The 14,440-nt window shown below is 61.8% G+C and carries 10 protein-coding genes and 5 pseudogenes; 9 read left to right on the forward strand and 6 right to left on the reverse strand.

What is annotated here, in order from left to right:
- Nucleotides 1–37: 37 nt before the first annotated feature.
- Together MIC97_RS17655 and MIC97_RS25140 are read right to left on the reverse strand one after the other, a co-directional pair.
- Nucleotides 38–1,471: an NAD-dependent succinate-semialdehyde dehydrogenase gene (locus MIC97_RS17655; protein ID WP_239801315.1), complete on the reverse strand. Its 1,434-nt coding sequence runs from the start codon at nt 1,469–1,471 to the stop codon at nt 38–40.
- A 2-nt stretch (nt 1,472–1,473) separates the two neighbouring features.
- Nucleotides 1,474–1,608 carry a hypothetical protein gene (locus tag MIC97_RS25140; protein WP_275592500.1) on the reverse strand — a complete coding sequence of 45 codons (135 nt, stop codon included), beginning with the start codon at nt 1,606–1,608 and terminating at the stop codon, nt 1,474–1,476.
- Nucleotides 1,609–1,662: 54 nt separating this feature from the next.
- Here MIC97_RS25140 and MIC97_RS17660 point away from each other — a divergent pair, with 54 nt between their 5' ends.
- The 8 genes and pseudogenes from MIC97_RS17660 to MIC97_RS17695 all read left to right on the forward strand — a co-directional run.
- Nucleotides 1,663–2,598: a LysR family transcriptional regulator gene (locus MIC97_RS17660; protein ID WP_239801316.1), complete on the forward strand. Its 936-nt coding sequence runs from the start codon at nt 1,663–1,665 to the stop codon at nt 2,596–2,598.
- 99 nt (nt 2,599–2,697) lie between these two features.
- Nucleotides 2,698–3,654, forward strand: a complete 957-nt coding sequence (locus tag MIC97_RS17665) for a dihydrodipicolinate synthase family protein (protein WP_239801317.1) — start codon at nt 2,698–2,700, stop codon at nt 3,652–3,654.
- Between the two features lie 48 nt (nt 3,655–3,702).
- On the forward strand, nt 3,703–4,251 hold the full coding sequence (locus tag MIC97_RS17670) for a 3-hydroxyanthranilate 3,4-dioxygenase (protein ID WP_239801318.1): 549 nt from the start codon (nt 3,703–3,705) through the stop codon (nt 4,249–4,251).
- Nucleotides 4,248–5,072 carry an aspartate dehydrogenase gene (locus tag MIC97_RS17675; protein WP_239801319.1) on the forward strand — a complete coding sequence of 275 codons (825 nt, stop codon included), beginning with the start codon at nt 4,248–4,250 and terminating at the stop codon, nt 5,070–5,072. The genes MIC97_RS17670 and MIC97_RS17675 overlap by 4 nt, the downstream gene beginning before the upstream one ends.
- A 22-nt stretch (nt 5,073–5,094) precedes the next feature.
- Nucleotides 5,095–5,859 (forward strand): SDR family oxidoreductase, encoded by a 765-nt coding sequence (locus MIC97_RS17680; RefSeq protein WP_239801320.1) that lies wholly within the window; start codon nt 5,095–5,097, stop codon nt 5,857–5,859.
- Nucleotides 5,860–5,926: 67 nt separating this feature from the next.
- On the forward strand, nt 5,927–6,724 hold the full coding sequence (locus MIC97_RS17685) for an SDR family oxidoreductase (RefSeq protein WP_239801321.1): 798 nt from the start codon (nt 5,927–5,929) through the stop codon (nt 6,722–6,724).
- 54 nt (nt 6,725–6,778) lie between these two features.
- Nucleotides 6,779–8,248, forward strand: coding sequence for an FAD-dependent oxidoreductase (locus MIC97_RS17690; RefSeq protein WP_239801322.1), 1,470 nt, complete (start codon nt 6,779–6,781; stop codon nt 8,246–8,248).
- A gap of 292 nt (nt 8,249–8,540) precedes the next feature.
- Nucleotides 8,541–9,148 (forward strand): annotated as a pseudogene (locus MIC97_RS17695) (IS481 family transposase); the annotation flags it as partial.
- A 90-nt stretch (nt 9,149–9,238) separates the two neighbouring features.
- Here the strand turns inward: MIC97_RS17695 and MIC97_RS17700 are convergent.
- The 3 pseudogenes from MIC97_RS17700 to istA form a co-directional block, all read right to left on the reverse strand.
- Nucleotides 9,239–10,186, reverse strand: a pseudogene (locus tag MIC97_RS17700) (IS481 family transposase); the annotation flags it as partial.
- A gap of 323 nt (nt 10,187–10,509) precedes the next feature.
- Nucleotides 10,510–11,240, reverse strand: a pseudogene (gene istB, locus MIC97_RS17705) (IS21-like element helper ATPase IstB).
- Nucleotides 11,173–12,741, reverse strand: a pseudogene (gene istA / locus MIC97_RS17710) (IS21 family transposase). The pseudogenes istB and istA overlap by 68 nt, the downstream one beginning before the upstream one ends.
- 245 nt (nt 12,742–12,986) lie before the next feature.
- Between istA and MIC97_RS17715 the strand changes: the two are divergent.
- Nucleotides 12,987–13,226 (forward strand): annotated as a pseudogene (locus MIC97_RS17715) (DDE-type integrase/transposase/recombinase); the annotation flags it as partial.
- Nucleotides 13,227–13,369: 143 nt separating this feature from the next.
- On the opposite strand, the gene MIC97_RS17720 reads toward MIC97_RS17715, so the two are convergent.
- Complete coding sequence (locus tag MIC97_RS17720; protein WP_239801323.1) at nt 13,370–14,440, reverse strand: ABC transporter ATP-binding protein; 1,071 nt, start codon at nt 14,438–14,440, stop codon at nt 13,370–13,372.

Raw genomic sequence — 14,440 nt, forward strand, 5'->3', positions numbered from 1 at the left:
TGAAATTCCCCTTTTTTGCTGTCGTTGTTATCTGCCATCACAACACCATGCGGTGCGAGATATTCTTCACTGTCATGTAGTGGTGCAGGCCCTCGGCGCCGCCCTCACGGCCATAGCCGCTTTCCTTCACCCCGCCGAAGGGGGTTTCCGCCACCGATGCTTCGAGCGTGTTGATCGAGACGTTGCCCGCCTCGATCCGCTCGGCGAGCAGATGAGCATTGTGGGCGGAATGGGTGAAACCGTAGGCGGCCAGTCCAAACGGCAGCGCATTGGCCCGTTCGATGGCCTCGTCGATCGAGTCGACCGGGTTGATCAGCGCCAGCGGGCCGAAGGGCTCGACCTCCAGGGCGCGCGCTCCATCGGGCAACTCGGCCGCGACGGTCAGCGGATAGAAATAGCCCTTGCCGGTGGGGCGTTCGCCGCCGGCCAGAATGCGAGCGCCGCGGCTGCGCGCATCCTCCACCAGCGTCTCGATCGCCTCCACGCGCCGATGGTTGGCGACCGGGCCCATATCTGTGGCCGCATCGAAACCGTCGCCAATGCGGATCGCTCTGGCGCGCTCGACAAAGGCATCCAGAAACGGGCGGTAGATATCCTTGTGAACGAAGAAGCGTGTCGGCGAGGTACAGACCTGCCCCGCATTTCGCGCCTTTCGCGACACGCACAGGGCGGCAGACACCACCGGATCGACATCGTCGCAGACGATAACCGGCGCATGGCCGCCCAGTTCCATCAGCACGGGCGTGACACTGCGGGACGCGATCTCCGTCAGATGCTTGCCGACGGCCGTGGATCCGGTGAACGCCACAAGGCGTACCTGTTCCTTCGGGATCAGGTAGGACGAAATGTCGGAGGGAACGCCGAAGACCAGATTGAGGACGCCGGCAGGCAGGCCGGCATCATGGAAGGCGCGGGCGATATGCAGCGCACCGGCCGGCGTTTCCTCGGCGGCCTTGAGGATGATCGAACAACCGGACGCCAGAGCCCCGGCGATCTTGCGGGCCGGCTGGCTCATAGGGAAGTTCCACGGCGAGAACGCCGCCACCGTGCCGACAGGCTGGTGAATGACGATGTAACGGATGTCCGGCGCGCTGGGAATGACGCGGCCATAAGCCCGCACAGCCTCGCCGGCGTCCCATTCGAAGAACTCGCAGCCGCGCTGCACTTCCAGCCTTGCCTGCGCGATCGGCTTGCCATGTTCCAGCGTGATCGAGCGGGCGATTTCTTCGGCGCGCGCCTTCATCAGCGCGACGGCGCGAAGGATGACTTCGGCTCGCTTCGCAGGCGCCGTCTGCGACCAGATCCTGAAGCCCTGCCCGGCTGCCTCGAGGGCGTCGTCGAGATCTGCGCGGGTGGCGACAGGAAGGGCGCCGATGACCGATTCATCTGCCGGATTGAGGACCGGGATCGTCTCCTTTCCTGAGCGCCATTTGCCCCCGATATAGAGCTGAAGTTCTGAGTAAGTCGTCATTCTCATACCTTGTTCGTCTGGCTGCGCCAGGATGCGAGGCTGGCCGTTCCTGCCCTTGCCAACCCTGCCGGCATCGGCGGAACGGTCTGGTCCATCCAGACCACGACCCAGACCATGACATTGACTTTTTCATTCATCCATAATGAATTATCTTATTAATTTATCGTCTATAATTATAAATGGAGAAGCTGATGCGCATTGCCATCAAGCAGATCGAGTCCTTCCTGGCTGTCGCCGAATACAAGAGCTTTTCGGCGGCCGCCCGCCATATCGGCGTTGCACAGCCGGCATTGTCGACGACCATTCGCGACCTTGAAACGGAGCTTGGCGTGCGGCTGCTGGACCGCACGACCCGCCGCGTGGAACTTACACAGGCTGGCGAAGAATTCCGCATCTCCACCTCCAAAATTCTGGAGGACCTCGGCCACGCCGTGCAGAATACCAGGGATCTCGCTGCAAGACGGCGTGGCCGTATTCGTATTGCCGCACCGCCCCTGCTGTCATCGACCATCGTTCCGTGGGCGATCGCAGCGTTTCAGCGTGAATATCCCGGGATCACCGTCGAGCTTCTGGACGCCCCGGCGCAGGACATCCGCGCGGAGGTGTTGTCGAACAACGCCGATTGCGGGCTGGGCACCTTTTCGGCGCATGAAGAAGGCATCGAGCGAACCGTCCTGATGCGCGACAGTCTTGCCCTGTTCATGCCATCCGGCCATCCACTGGCAGCAAATGCCTATGTGCGGTGGGAGGACATGGCAAACCTGCCGCTGATTGCCATGGCTCGCAGCAGCGGCATCAGGCGGCTGATGGAGGTAGGCGCGGAATCCGCCTCGCAGGTCCTGCGCCCGAAATTCGAGGCTTCTCTGGTGACCACGGCGCTGGCCTTCGTGGGGGCGGGACTGGGCGTCGCAGTCCTGCCAACCTACGCGCTGTCACGCGCCGACCAGATCGATCTCGTGGCCCGTCCACTGGTCGACCCGACGGTTTCGCGAGACCTGTGCCTGATCCGCGCCAGCGGCAAATCGCTGTCGCCCGCCGTCAGCAGTTTCATCACCGCCCTGCGCAGCCATATGCAGGGCCGCATCCCCACCGCCGGACGGGATTCGGGCACACATCCCAATTTATAATTTTATCCTATTAATTGATAGGAATTTTCATTCTTGAAATATAACTCATCCGCGGATGAAATCTTGGCGAAATAACCTTTCTCTGATGGAGTGCCGCCTATGAAATACAGCAGGGCAGACGCCAAGGCCCATGCGCGTGCCACGATGCGAGGTGTCTGGGCAGCGGCCAATGTTCCCTTCCGCGAAGACGGCGCCATCGATGAGGACGGCTATCGGCGCAACATGGAGCACTGGATCGGCGACCTGGGCATCGAGGGACTGTTCGTGGCCGGCAAGCAGGGTGAATTCTTCTCCATGTCAGTCGACGAGCGCAAGCGCATGTTCGACCTCTCCGTCGCTGCCGCCGGCGGCCGGGCCCAGACGATCATGTCCTGCTCCGACCAGAACATGGATGTGGTGATCGAGCTTGCCCGTCACGCCCAGTCCTGTGGTGCGGACTACATCGTCGTCCATGCGCCGGTGCTGCATTTCTTCAAGGCGCAGGATGAAACGCTGCTGCGCTACTACGAAACCATTGCTTCGAAAGTCGACATCGGGATGGCGCTGTGGTCGCACCCCGACAGCGGCTATCTGATGAGCCCGGAGCTGTGCAACCGTCTGGCCGATATCGAGACGGTGGTCGCGATCAAATATTCTGTGCCGCGCGAGATGTACAAGCGCCTGACGGCGCTTGCCGGCGACCGCATCCTCGTGTCCACCGCCTCGGAAGAGGAATGGCTTGAAAACATCATCGAACTCGGCTGGCAGCTCTATCTGTGTTCTTCACCGCCCTACACCATGCAGACGACATCCGACCGGCGTATCCGCGACTATACCGATCTGGCATTTGCGGGAAAATTCGACGAGGCACGGGCGCTCAGCACCAGTCTCGATCCGGTCCGAGACGCGTTCCGCCGCACAAAGCCCGCGGAAAAACCTCATGCCCACCAGAAATACTGGCAGGAGCTTCTGGGACAGGTGGGTGGCCGGGTGCGGGCCCCGATGCTGGAACTGACCGAGGCTGAAAAGCGCGCCACGCGTGAAGCCTTCGAAAGCTGTGGCCTGAAGCTCGGCTGATGACGATCTGAAACCGGTGCGGCTGCGCCGAACCCAAGGAAAAGAGCAATGGGAAAGTTGAGCGCCTTCAATCTCCAGAAATGGATCGATGAGCACAAGCATCTTCTGAAGCCGCCGGTTGGCAACCAGCAGGTCTGGAAAGATGCAGACCTCATGGTCACCATAGTGGGTGGCCCCAACCGCCGCACCGACTATCACGATGATCCGGTCGAGGAATTCTTCTATCAGCTCAAGGGCGACATGCTGCTCAAGGTGCATGACACGTCGACCGGCGAATTCTACGACGTGCCGATCCGTGAAGGTGAGATCTTCCTTCTTCCGCCCCATATCCGCCATTCGCCCCAGCGTCCCCAGGAAGGCTCGATCGGCCTGGTGATCGAACCGGCCCGCCCCGAAGGCGATCTGGATGCCGTGGAATGGTATTGCTTCGAGTGCTCGACCCGGGTGCATCGCGCCGAGGTGGATCTGGAATCCATCGTCGACGATCTGCCGCCGATCTACGCCAAATTCTACGCCGACGAAAAGCTGCGCACCTGCCCCAAATGCGGCACCGTGCATCCCGGCAAGACACCGCCGGACGGCTGGGTGCAACTGTGACCGAAAGGGCCGCGGCACCCGCGCTGCGGCTGTGCCTGATCGGCTCGGGCGCGATCAGCGCGCGTGTTGCGGCCCTGCTCAGCGCATATCCCTCTGCGCGGATTGAACTGGCGGGCGTGGTGACGCGCCCCGGCGCTCAACGCCGCGACTGGTGGCCGTCAGATTGCCGCCAGATCACCGATGCGGCCGGCCTTGAGGAACTCGCGCCTGACGTGGTTGTCGAAGCAGCCAGCCGTCAGGCGGTGGAGGACTGGGGACATGCCGCCCTGCATGCGTGCCGCGAGTTCGTCCTGTGTTCGGCTAGCGCGCTGGCGGATGACGCCTTGCGCACGCGGCTGTTGCAGACGGCAGCCGCTGCGGGCTCAAGGATGACGATCGCGCATGGCGCGCTTGGCGGCATCCATGCGATTTCTGCGGCCTCGCTGCGTCCGCTTGCCAGCGTAACGCATGTCATCCGCAAGCCTCCCGCCGCCTGGCGCGGCACTGCCGCTGAACGGCTTTTCGATCCCGGCAACCTCGACAAGGTGCTGGTGTTCTTCCGCGGCCCGGCGCGCGAGGCCGCATCGGCCTATCCCGCCAACGCCAATGCGGTCGTCACCACCGCCCTTGCCGGGATCGGTCTGGATGCGACGCTGGTAGAGCTTGTGGCAGACCCGCTAACGGACAAGAATATCCATCAGCTCCACGCGACCGGAGATTTCGGCAGCCTGAGCATGACCATTTCGAACGAACCCATGCCCTCCAATCCGAAAACCTCGGACATGACCGCTCTCAGCATCGCCCGGATGCTGCTCGACCGGGCTGCGCCGCTGGTGGTCTAGAGGCAAACCGGAAAGACCGAAGATGAACGATACTCCCCTGTGCGTTCCGCAGGCTTACAGGCTGGACGGCCGCCGCATTCTCATCACCGGCGCGGCAGGCGGCATCGGCTGGGCGACCGCCCGGGTCTGCTGCGAACTCGGGGCACAGGTTCTGCTCACGGACCGCAGCAGTTGTGGACCGAAGGTGCAGGCATTGCGTGCAGAAGGGCATCAGGCCAGCGCCATGGAGATCGACATCGCCGAAGCAGGCGCCGCCGACGAGCTCGGCGCATGGGCAGGAGAGATCGACGGGCTGGTCGTTGCCAGCGGGCTTTACCGGGTAATGGACTGGGATTCACCCGACTGGGATGCCCATGCCGACCTTTCCTTCGAGGTCAATCTCAAGGCGCCGATGCATCTGGCGCGCGTCTTCGCCCCTGCCATGGCAGCGCGTGGGCATGGACGCATCGTGCTGATCGGCTCCGTCGCGGGCCACACTGGCGGCACCTTTCCGGGCGTCGCGCCGCATTACGGGGTGACCAAGGGCGCGATCCATACGCTGACGCGCTATCTCGCGGCACGGTTCACCTCGCAAGGAGTACTGGTCAATGGCGTTGCGCCCGGCACCATCGACACGGCCATGCTGAGCGAGATCGACGTTCCGGCGGCGGTGGCGCGCCAGCCGCTGGGCCGGGCCGCGCGCGCCGAGGAAGTTGCACTGCCGATCGCATTCCTCTGCTCTGACGCCGCAAGCTTCATTTCCGGAGCAGTCCTCGACATCAACGGTGGAAACTACCTGCGCACGTAGAGCGCATCGAGCCGATCCCCGCACGCGATTTCCGGTTCCGACACACTCCACCAGAAGGAAACACTCAATGACCAGTTCGTCCGCCCCCCGCCCTTATGCTGTACCCCGCCCCTGCCCCGGCTCGGGCAACCCGTTCGAACTCACCGGCCAGACCATCCTGATAACGGGAGCCACAGGAGGCATCGGCTCCGAAACCGCGCGGCTGTGCGCCCGTCTCGGAGCCAGGGTCTTCTTGACCGATCGGGCCGGCTGCGCCGGACTTGCACAGCAGATCTGCGATGCGGGAGGTGAGGCCGAAGGTCTGGACATGGATCTGTCCGAAAGCGGGAACCTGCAGATACTGGCGGACTGGGCCGAAGCGGCGGATACGGTGATCATGGCAGCCGGCGTATACCAGATCGTCGCCTGGGACAGCCCGGACTGGGAATCCGCACTGGATACGGCGATGCACGTCAACCTTCGCGTACCCGCGCTCATCGCCCGCGCTTTCGCCGAGCGAATGGTTGAGCGTGGAGGAGGCAGGATGGTGCTGGTGGGCTCGATGGCCGCTTCTACCGGTGGCAGCTTTGCCGGCATCGGTCCCCACTACGCAGCCTCCAAGGGCGCCCTGCACACGCTGATCCGCTGGCTGACGACCCGTTATGGATCGCGCAACCTGCTGGTCAACGGCGTGGCTCCCGGAACGGTATTCACCGCGATGAACTCCGGCAATCCTCATCTTGCCGAGGTTGTCGCGCGCCAGCCCATGGGACGTGCCGCGCAACCGGAAGAGATCGCGGCACCGCTCGCTTTTCTCTGCTCGTCCGCAGCGAGCTTCGTCTCGGGGGCGATCCTCGATGTCAACGGGGCGAACTACCTGCGTTAATCGGGCGGGCAAGAGAGGACCAGAAAAATGCAAGGCGCCGGCACGGACAAGAAAATGGACGTCATCGTCGTCGGGGGAGGCGGAGCCGGGCTGACGGCCGCAATCTTCGCCCGAAAGGCCGGGGCGCGGGTTGTCCTCTTCGAAAAGGACAGGCAGCTCGGCGGCGCAACCCGTCTGTGTGTCGGGACCTATACGGCCGCCGGAACAGGGCTGCAAAAAGCCCGCAACATTTCCGACAGTGCCGATCTCCACATGCAGGACATGTTCAGGGTGCTGGGCAGGCATCCCGATGACGAAAGCCCCGATCTGCGCAGGATCATGGCCGGGGAAGCGGCGGAGATGCTCGACTGGCTTTCCTCGCTCGGCATCACCTTCTACGGGCCTGTTCTGGAGAAACCGAACAGCGCCGCACGGATGCACACGATCCTGCCCAATGCCGACGCCTTCATCTATTTTCTGGAGAAGGAAGCGAGGCGCCTTGGTGTCGACATAAGACTGGAGACGCCGGTCTCCAGGTTGCTGAAAGCAGAAGGGCGCGTGATCGGGGCGGAAGTCGACGCGGGCGGCAGCCAGCAAACCTTCCATGCCCGTTCGGTGATCCTGACGACGGGTGACTTCTCCGCCAGCGCCGCCTGGCGTGGCCGCTTCGATCCAAGGATGACGGACATCGACGGGCTGGCGCCAACCAGTCAGGGCGAAGGGCACAAGATGGGAGAGGACCTCGGGGGCGCGATCCACGACGACACCTTCTTCTACGGTCCCAATCTTCGTTTTACCCCTCCTCCTTCGAAGAGTTTTCTGACCCGGATTCCGCCCTACAAAACCTTTACCCGGATCATGTCATGGGCGCTCGACACATTGCCGCAGGCCGTGCTGCGGCCGTTCATGATGTCGTTCGTCACGACCTATCTCAGCCCGGAACCCCTGCTGTTCGAGAAGGGTGCCATTCTGGTGAACCGGAACGGGGAGCGGTTTGCGAATGAGCTTGACGGCCTCAATTTCGCGCTGGCGCAGCAGCCGGAGAAATCCGGTTACATCATTTTCGACGATGCTCTGGCGAGAAAGTTCAACGCTTTCCCTCATTTCATTTCGACGGCGCCCGGCGTCGCATATGCCTATTTCAACGACTACAAGCGCTATCGCCCGGATATATATCACCGCGGCGGCACCATTGCCGAGCTTGCCGGGTCGATCGGGCTGTCTCCGGAAAAGCTGGCCGAAGCCGTGGCCAGCCACAACACAGCGCTGAAGACGACCGGCAACGACTCAGGCCGCTCCCCGATCTCGACAGGCCCGTTTCATGCGCTCGGACCCGTAAAGAGCTGGATCGTGCTGACAGACGGAAGCCTGATGGTCGACCGCAGGCAGCATGTCCTGCGCGAGGATGGAAGCACCATAGACGGCCTCTTCGCCGCTGGCGCGACAGGTCAGGGCGGGATCATGTTGCCGGGTCACGGCACCCATCTGGCATGGGTGTTCGTCTCCGGGCGACGCGCCGGTATCGAAGCCGCGAAAGCACAATAGAAGGATGACCATGCCCAACTAAAGAGTATCGAATGGCTTTTTGGGCGGTTGCAGCAGTCTTCCCGATGACCGACATGGGGCGACGTGGACCAGCGGGCTTGGGGCAGTTGTCGCACTGGCAGTTATCCGTCTTGGATCTTCTGAAACGGACCGCTTGACCAGCGACAAGTTGACCGCGGGGAGCAGTTGGCCGCAGTTAATGAAGCCTGACATAGAGGGGCTGCCCCACCTCTAGGTGTTTGATCCCACGGTTTAATGGTGTGATCCTTTCTTTGGAATGGAGGGAAGCCCTATGGGACAAATTCGTCACGGCAGCGCCACGACCACGCACGCTGTCCGAGCAGCAATACAGCGATCGCAAGCTTCGCTCGCGCAACTGAGCAGGGAGTTGGGTATCAACCCCAAGACCGTTGCGAAGTGGCGCAATCGGGCAACGGTCGAGGACATGAAGACCGGGCCGACAGAGCCTCGTTCGACGATTCTGTCTGAGGCAGAGGAGGCGATCATCGTTGCGTTCAGGCGCCATACGCTTCTACCGCTGGACGACTGCCTTTATGCCTTGCAGCCCTCGATCCCTCACCTGACCCGATCTGCGCTGCACCGATGCCTCCAGCGCCACGCCATCTCACGCCTGCCGGACATGGAGGGTGACAAGCCGAAGAGGTCGCAGTTCAAACGCTACCCTATCGGCTTCTTCCACATCGACATCGCCGAGGTGCAGACCGCTGAAGGCAAACTATATTTGTTCGTCGGTATCGACCGCACGAGCAAGTTCGCCGTGACCCAACTTGTCATAAAGCCAACAGAAAGGCAGCCTGGGAACTCCTTCAGCATATGCTCGAAGCCGTGCTCTATAAAGTTCACACCATTCTCACCGACAACGGTATTCAGTTCGCAGAGCAGCCTCGGAACCGTAACACCATCTACTCCCGGCCAATGCGCTTCGACATGATCTGCGAGGCAAACGGGATCGAGCACAGGCTTGTTCAGTCCCGGCATCTGGTGGATCGGGTTTAGGATGAATCGATCTGGCTCTGAAGTCCAGATTTTACAGATGTATTCATAGGGAGTGAGGCCGCCGAGGGTCTTGAGCCTGCGCGCAAAGTTATAGGCCGCCATGAAGTCGGCGAGGTGCGTTCGTAGCTGGTCGTGGCTGTCGTAATGGAAGCGTTTGACGGTGGCCTCCTTGATCGTGCGGTTCATCCGCTCGACCTGGCCATTGGTCCAAGGGTGATTGGGTTTGGTCAGCCTGTGCTCGATCCCGTTTGCCTCGCAGATCATGTCGAAGCGCATCGGACGGGAGGTGATGGTGTTCCGGTTCCGAGGCTGTTCTGCGAACTGGATGCCGTTGTCCGTGAGGACGGTGTGGACCTGATAAGGCACGGCCTCGAGCATGTGCTGAAGGAACTCCCAGGCCGTCTTCCTGTCGGCTTTGTCGACGAGCTGGGTTACGGCGAACTTGCTTGTGCGGTCGATGCCGACGAATAGGTAGAGCTTTCCTTCAGCGGTCTGCACCTCAGCAATATCGATGTGGAAGAAGCCGATAGGATAGCGCTTGAACTTCGACCGTTTCGGTTTGTCACCGCCCACGTCGGGCAGTCGAGAGATGCCATGGCGCTGAAGGCACCGATGCAGCGCCGAGCGTGTCAGGTGCGGGATGGACGGCTGCAAGGCATAAAGGCAGTCGTCCAGCGGCAGCAACGTATGGCGTCGAAACGCGACGACGGCCGCCTCTTCGGCCTCGGTCAGGATCGTCGAACTCGGCACCGATGGCCCGGTCTTCATATCCTCGACCGTCGCGCGCTTGCGCCACTTCGCAACCGTTTTGGGATTGATGCCCAGCTCTCTGCTCAGCTGCGCGAGCGAAGCTTGCGATCGCTGTATTGCTGCTCGGACAGCGTGCGTAGTCGTGGCGCTGCCATGATGAATTTGTCCCATAGGGCTTCCTTCCATTCCAAAGAAAGGATCGCACCATTAAACCATGGGATCAAACACTTAGCATAATCCTCGCATCGCTTAGGGGAGACTGATGGCCCTCGCGGGAAGTCAACAGCTGCGCTATCCGTCCCCCCTTTCCACGGAGCAGCGTGCCTCTGAGTGGGTTACCTTGCTGTCAATGACCGTGGGATCGGGACCCTGTCTTTTCGCGCAAAAGGGAGCCCGGCTTGGGGGTGTGAGCGGCACGCCGGTTAGCGCCCGATCAGGCGAAGCTGGTCGGGTTTGCACAACCTGATCGGGCGCGGCTGATCGGCTTTTCGGCTTTAGCTTTTAGTGCGGCTTTTGAAGCGCCAGAATTCGTTTCCGGTCTCGAGGATCTCACAGTGATGGGTGAGCCGGTCCAGCAGCGCCGTCGTCATCTTGGCGTTGCCGAAGACGCTCGGCCATTCCGCGAAGGCGAGATTGGTTGTGATGATGACGCTGGTGCGCTCGTAGAGCCTTGAGATCAGGAGGAAGAGCAGTTGCCCGCCGGCCTGGGCGAAGGGCAGGTAGCCGAGTTCGTCGAACACGACGAAGTCGAGCCGGGTAAGATGATCGGCAATGCGGCCCTGTCGTCCCGCACGGGTGTCGGTCTCCAGCCGGTTGACCAGATCGATGACGTTGAAGAAGCGGCCGCGAGCCCCGTTACGAATGAGCGAGCGGGCAATGGCGATGGCCAGATGCGACTTGCCGGTTCCGGTGCCGCCGACCAGGACGACGTTGCGCTGATCGGCGACGAAGGCTCCGCCTGCAAGATCGCGTATCAGGGGTTCGTTGACCGGCATGCCGGTAAAGTCGAAGTCTTCGAGGTCCTTGGCCGCGGCAGCCTGGCGACGTTGAGCTGGCATTTGATGGAGTGGGCCTGCTTCTCGGCGATCTCGGCCGACAGCAGGTCACCGACGATCTTCGGCTCGTGCTGCCGCTTGATGGCAACGCCCATGATCTCGTCATAGACCGATCGCATCCCGTAGAGCTTCAGCGCTCCCATCAGGTCCAGAACCTCGGTGCGTTCCATGGCTGTTTGTCCTCCTGAGACTGTCATAGCGGGCGCAGTCGGCGATCGGCTCGTGATTCAGCTCAGCGCCTGGGGGATGGAAAGGATCGCGCCCGGCGCCGGGTCACGGCTGCGGGCCAGGATGTTGAGGATCGTGTCGGCCGACGAGACGCCCTGATCGAGCGCCTCCTGGCAGCCGGCCTCGACGGCGCTTATCCCGTCGGTCAGGACGCAGGTGGGGATCGACACCATCTGCCGGTCGCCATCGTCGGCCGCCTTGAGCTTGCGGCGTATCTTCTCCATGGCTGACGGCAGGACCCATTCCCGGAATGGCGCGCCGTTGCGCAACCCGCCCGGCTTGCGCGCCAGAACCGGCACGTAGTGCCAGGGATCGTAGACCACCTTGCCGCGTCCGAACGCGCGGGCATGATCGCCCACGACCACGCCGTCCTGGCGGATGACGATCCGGTCGGCATAGGCATGGACCTCGACCGGCCAGCCCACGGCGCTCGACAGCACCGAGTATTTGTTGTTGTCGAAGCGCACAGTGCATGTCTTCGACGCCGAGGCGGGGACGCTATGGAAGCCGTCGAAGCGCCTGGCATAGGGAATGAGGCTGGCGCGCTCTTCCTCGAACACGTCCCAGATCGTGCGCTCGCCCTGCTCGGGGTGCCGGCGCGTCCTGGCCCAGGCGACGCATTTGTCGTCCAGCCAGCCGTTCATACCCTCCAACGATTTGAAGCGCAGCCTCGGCGAAAAGAAGCGCTCGCGCACCAGCCCGGCCTGGTTCTCTACCTGCCCCTTCTCTCAGCCCGCCGCTGGCGTGCAAGCCTCCGGCTCGACAAGGTAATGGCCGCACATCTGCGGGAAGCGACGGTTGTAGCGGCGGTCCCTGCCAATGAAGATCGCGTCCACCGCCGTCTTCATGTTGTCGTAGAGGCCGCGCGTGCAGACGCCGCGGAAGAAGGCGAGCCCGGTCATGCGCGTCGAACACCATCTCCTGGCTCGCGCGCGGGTACGCCCGCACGAAGAACATCCGGCTGTGGCAAAGCCGCATGTGCGCCACCTTCACCGTCGTGGCCACACTGTCGAGAAGAACGATCTCGTGGCTCCAGTCGAACTGGTAAGCCTCGCCCGGCGCGAAGCTCAGCGGGATGTAGGCCTCCGCAGCAGCGCTGCCGCGTGCCCGTTCCCACGCCTGCGCGTGCCGCCACACCGAACTGTAGCTGCCCTCATAGCCGACGAGGTCGCGAAGCTCCTCGAAGATCCGGATCAGCGTCAGCCGCTCCCGCAGCGGCTTGGCCGCATTCGCCGACAGCACCCGATCCAGCTTTTCGCGCCTGGCTCCCATCCGCGGATAGGGCTGGTGTTTGCGCTCGTAGCGGAACTCCGTCTCGCCAGAACGCAGGACCTTGCGCACAACCTTCCGAGAGATATTCAGCTCCCGGCAGATCGCCTGGATCGACTTCCCCTGACCCAGCGACAGCCGACGTATATTTGCAATCGTCTCCACAACCAACATCCAAAACAAAAGTGCCTCCGTTCAAAGCGGACGCACTGTGAGGACCCCACGTTAAGGGGCCCCGTTTGGACGAAAATCACCCCTCAAACAGGGCCCTCATTCCACGAAAAATCACAGCGAATCTTTGCATTCGGGTGATGTGTGCAGTATGTCCGCTTTTGGCGCGTTCATGCCATCAATGTCGCGGCGGCGTTCTTCAGAATGGCTACTTGAGCTTAGTCAATGTGCGAAGAAAACACCGCCTACACCGATCCCACAAGAAGCTCAACAATGAGCGGAAAATTCCCATCTGCCACTGTGCAAACGGGAGAGGACGATGCAAGGTTTTCCGGTCGCCGCGAGCTCTGCAGCGCTTCATCTCGATCTTCTCCGCGCTTCGAAATCTCTTCGTCGCCCCCGGTCACAAACGATCCGTACCGGCCACCCACATTCACCGCATCCGTGCAATGGCGCATTGGAAGGCCGTCACCAGCGCCATCGCCTGATGGGCGGCGTATTCATCTTAACGCGTCTATCCGCCCAACCGCCGACGGAAAGTTAAGGTGACATTGCCCTTCCCGTTCCCATATTCAAGAAGGGTGTCTTGCAAGTTCCTGCATTTCTGCAGAACGGAGTCAAAATCTGGCAATCAGTCGAGCACGACGCAGTCTTTAGCTGCCCAGGATAGAGTGACCTGGCTTCCGGGTGGGAAATGCGTTTGCCCGCGATTCTGACATTTGACCGTCATCAGTGCATCTCCGCGCCGCACGATGTAGCGGGTCATTTCCCCCAGAAACAAAGCGGTTTCGACTTCGCCGGATATGGAATTACGTCCGTCAGCCGAAACGCCAGGCACGTCGATATCAACATGCTCCGGCCGCACGAACAGCCAGCCCGCGCCGCCGCGCTTCTGCCCTGACAGGCGCGCGCATCCCGGCGACGAGCCCGCGATGATTATGCGCGCCAGATCATCGGCCGGCTCTTCGACCCGGCAGGGCAACATATTGGATTCTCCCACGAAGGAGGCGACGAAGCGGTTCGCCGGACGATTGTACAGGCTCTGGCTATCGGCGACCTGCACCAGCCTGCCTTCATTGATGACCGCGACCCGGTCGGACATGGTGAGCGCCTCATCCTGATCATGCGTGACGAAAATCACCGTGATGTTCAGCTCCTTCTGGATCCGCATGATCTCGATCTTCATGTGCTCGCGCAGATTTCGGTCGAGGGCACCCAGCGGCTCGTCCATCAGCAATATGCTGGGATCAAACACGACGGCGCGCGCCAGCGCGATGCGCTGCTGCTGCCCGCCTGAAAGCTGGTTGGGATAACGCCCTGCATAGTCCACCATCTTCACCAGCTGAAGAGCCCGGGTAACCTTATCCTGTACCTGTCCGCGCGGCACATTGCGCACGGTAAGTGGAAAGGCGACGTTCTCCGCCACCGTCATATGCGGAAACAGCGCATAGTTTTGGAACACCATGCCGATGCCGCGCTCATAAGGCGGCAGGTCGACGATTGAACGCCCGTCCAGGAAGATATCGCCGGAGCTTGGCGTTTCGAAGCCGGCAATCATCTTAAGCGCCGTCGTTTTGCCCGAGCCGGACGGCCCCAGAAAGGTGACGAACTCGCCGGCCTGTACATGGAGATTGAAATCGCGGACAACGTGATGGCTGCCGTAAAGCTTCTGGACATCCTTCAGTTCGAGGCTTGTCGACAT

The sequence above is a fragment of the Aquamicrobium sp. NLF2-7 genome (genome assembly GCF_022359935.1).
GTDB lineage: Bacteria > Pseudomonadota > Alphaproteobacteria > Rhizobiales > Rhizobiaceae > Mesorhizobium > Mesorhizobium lusatiense.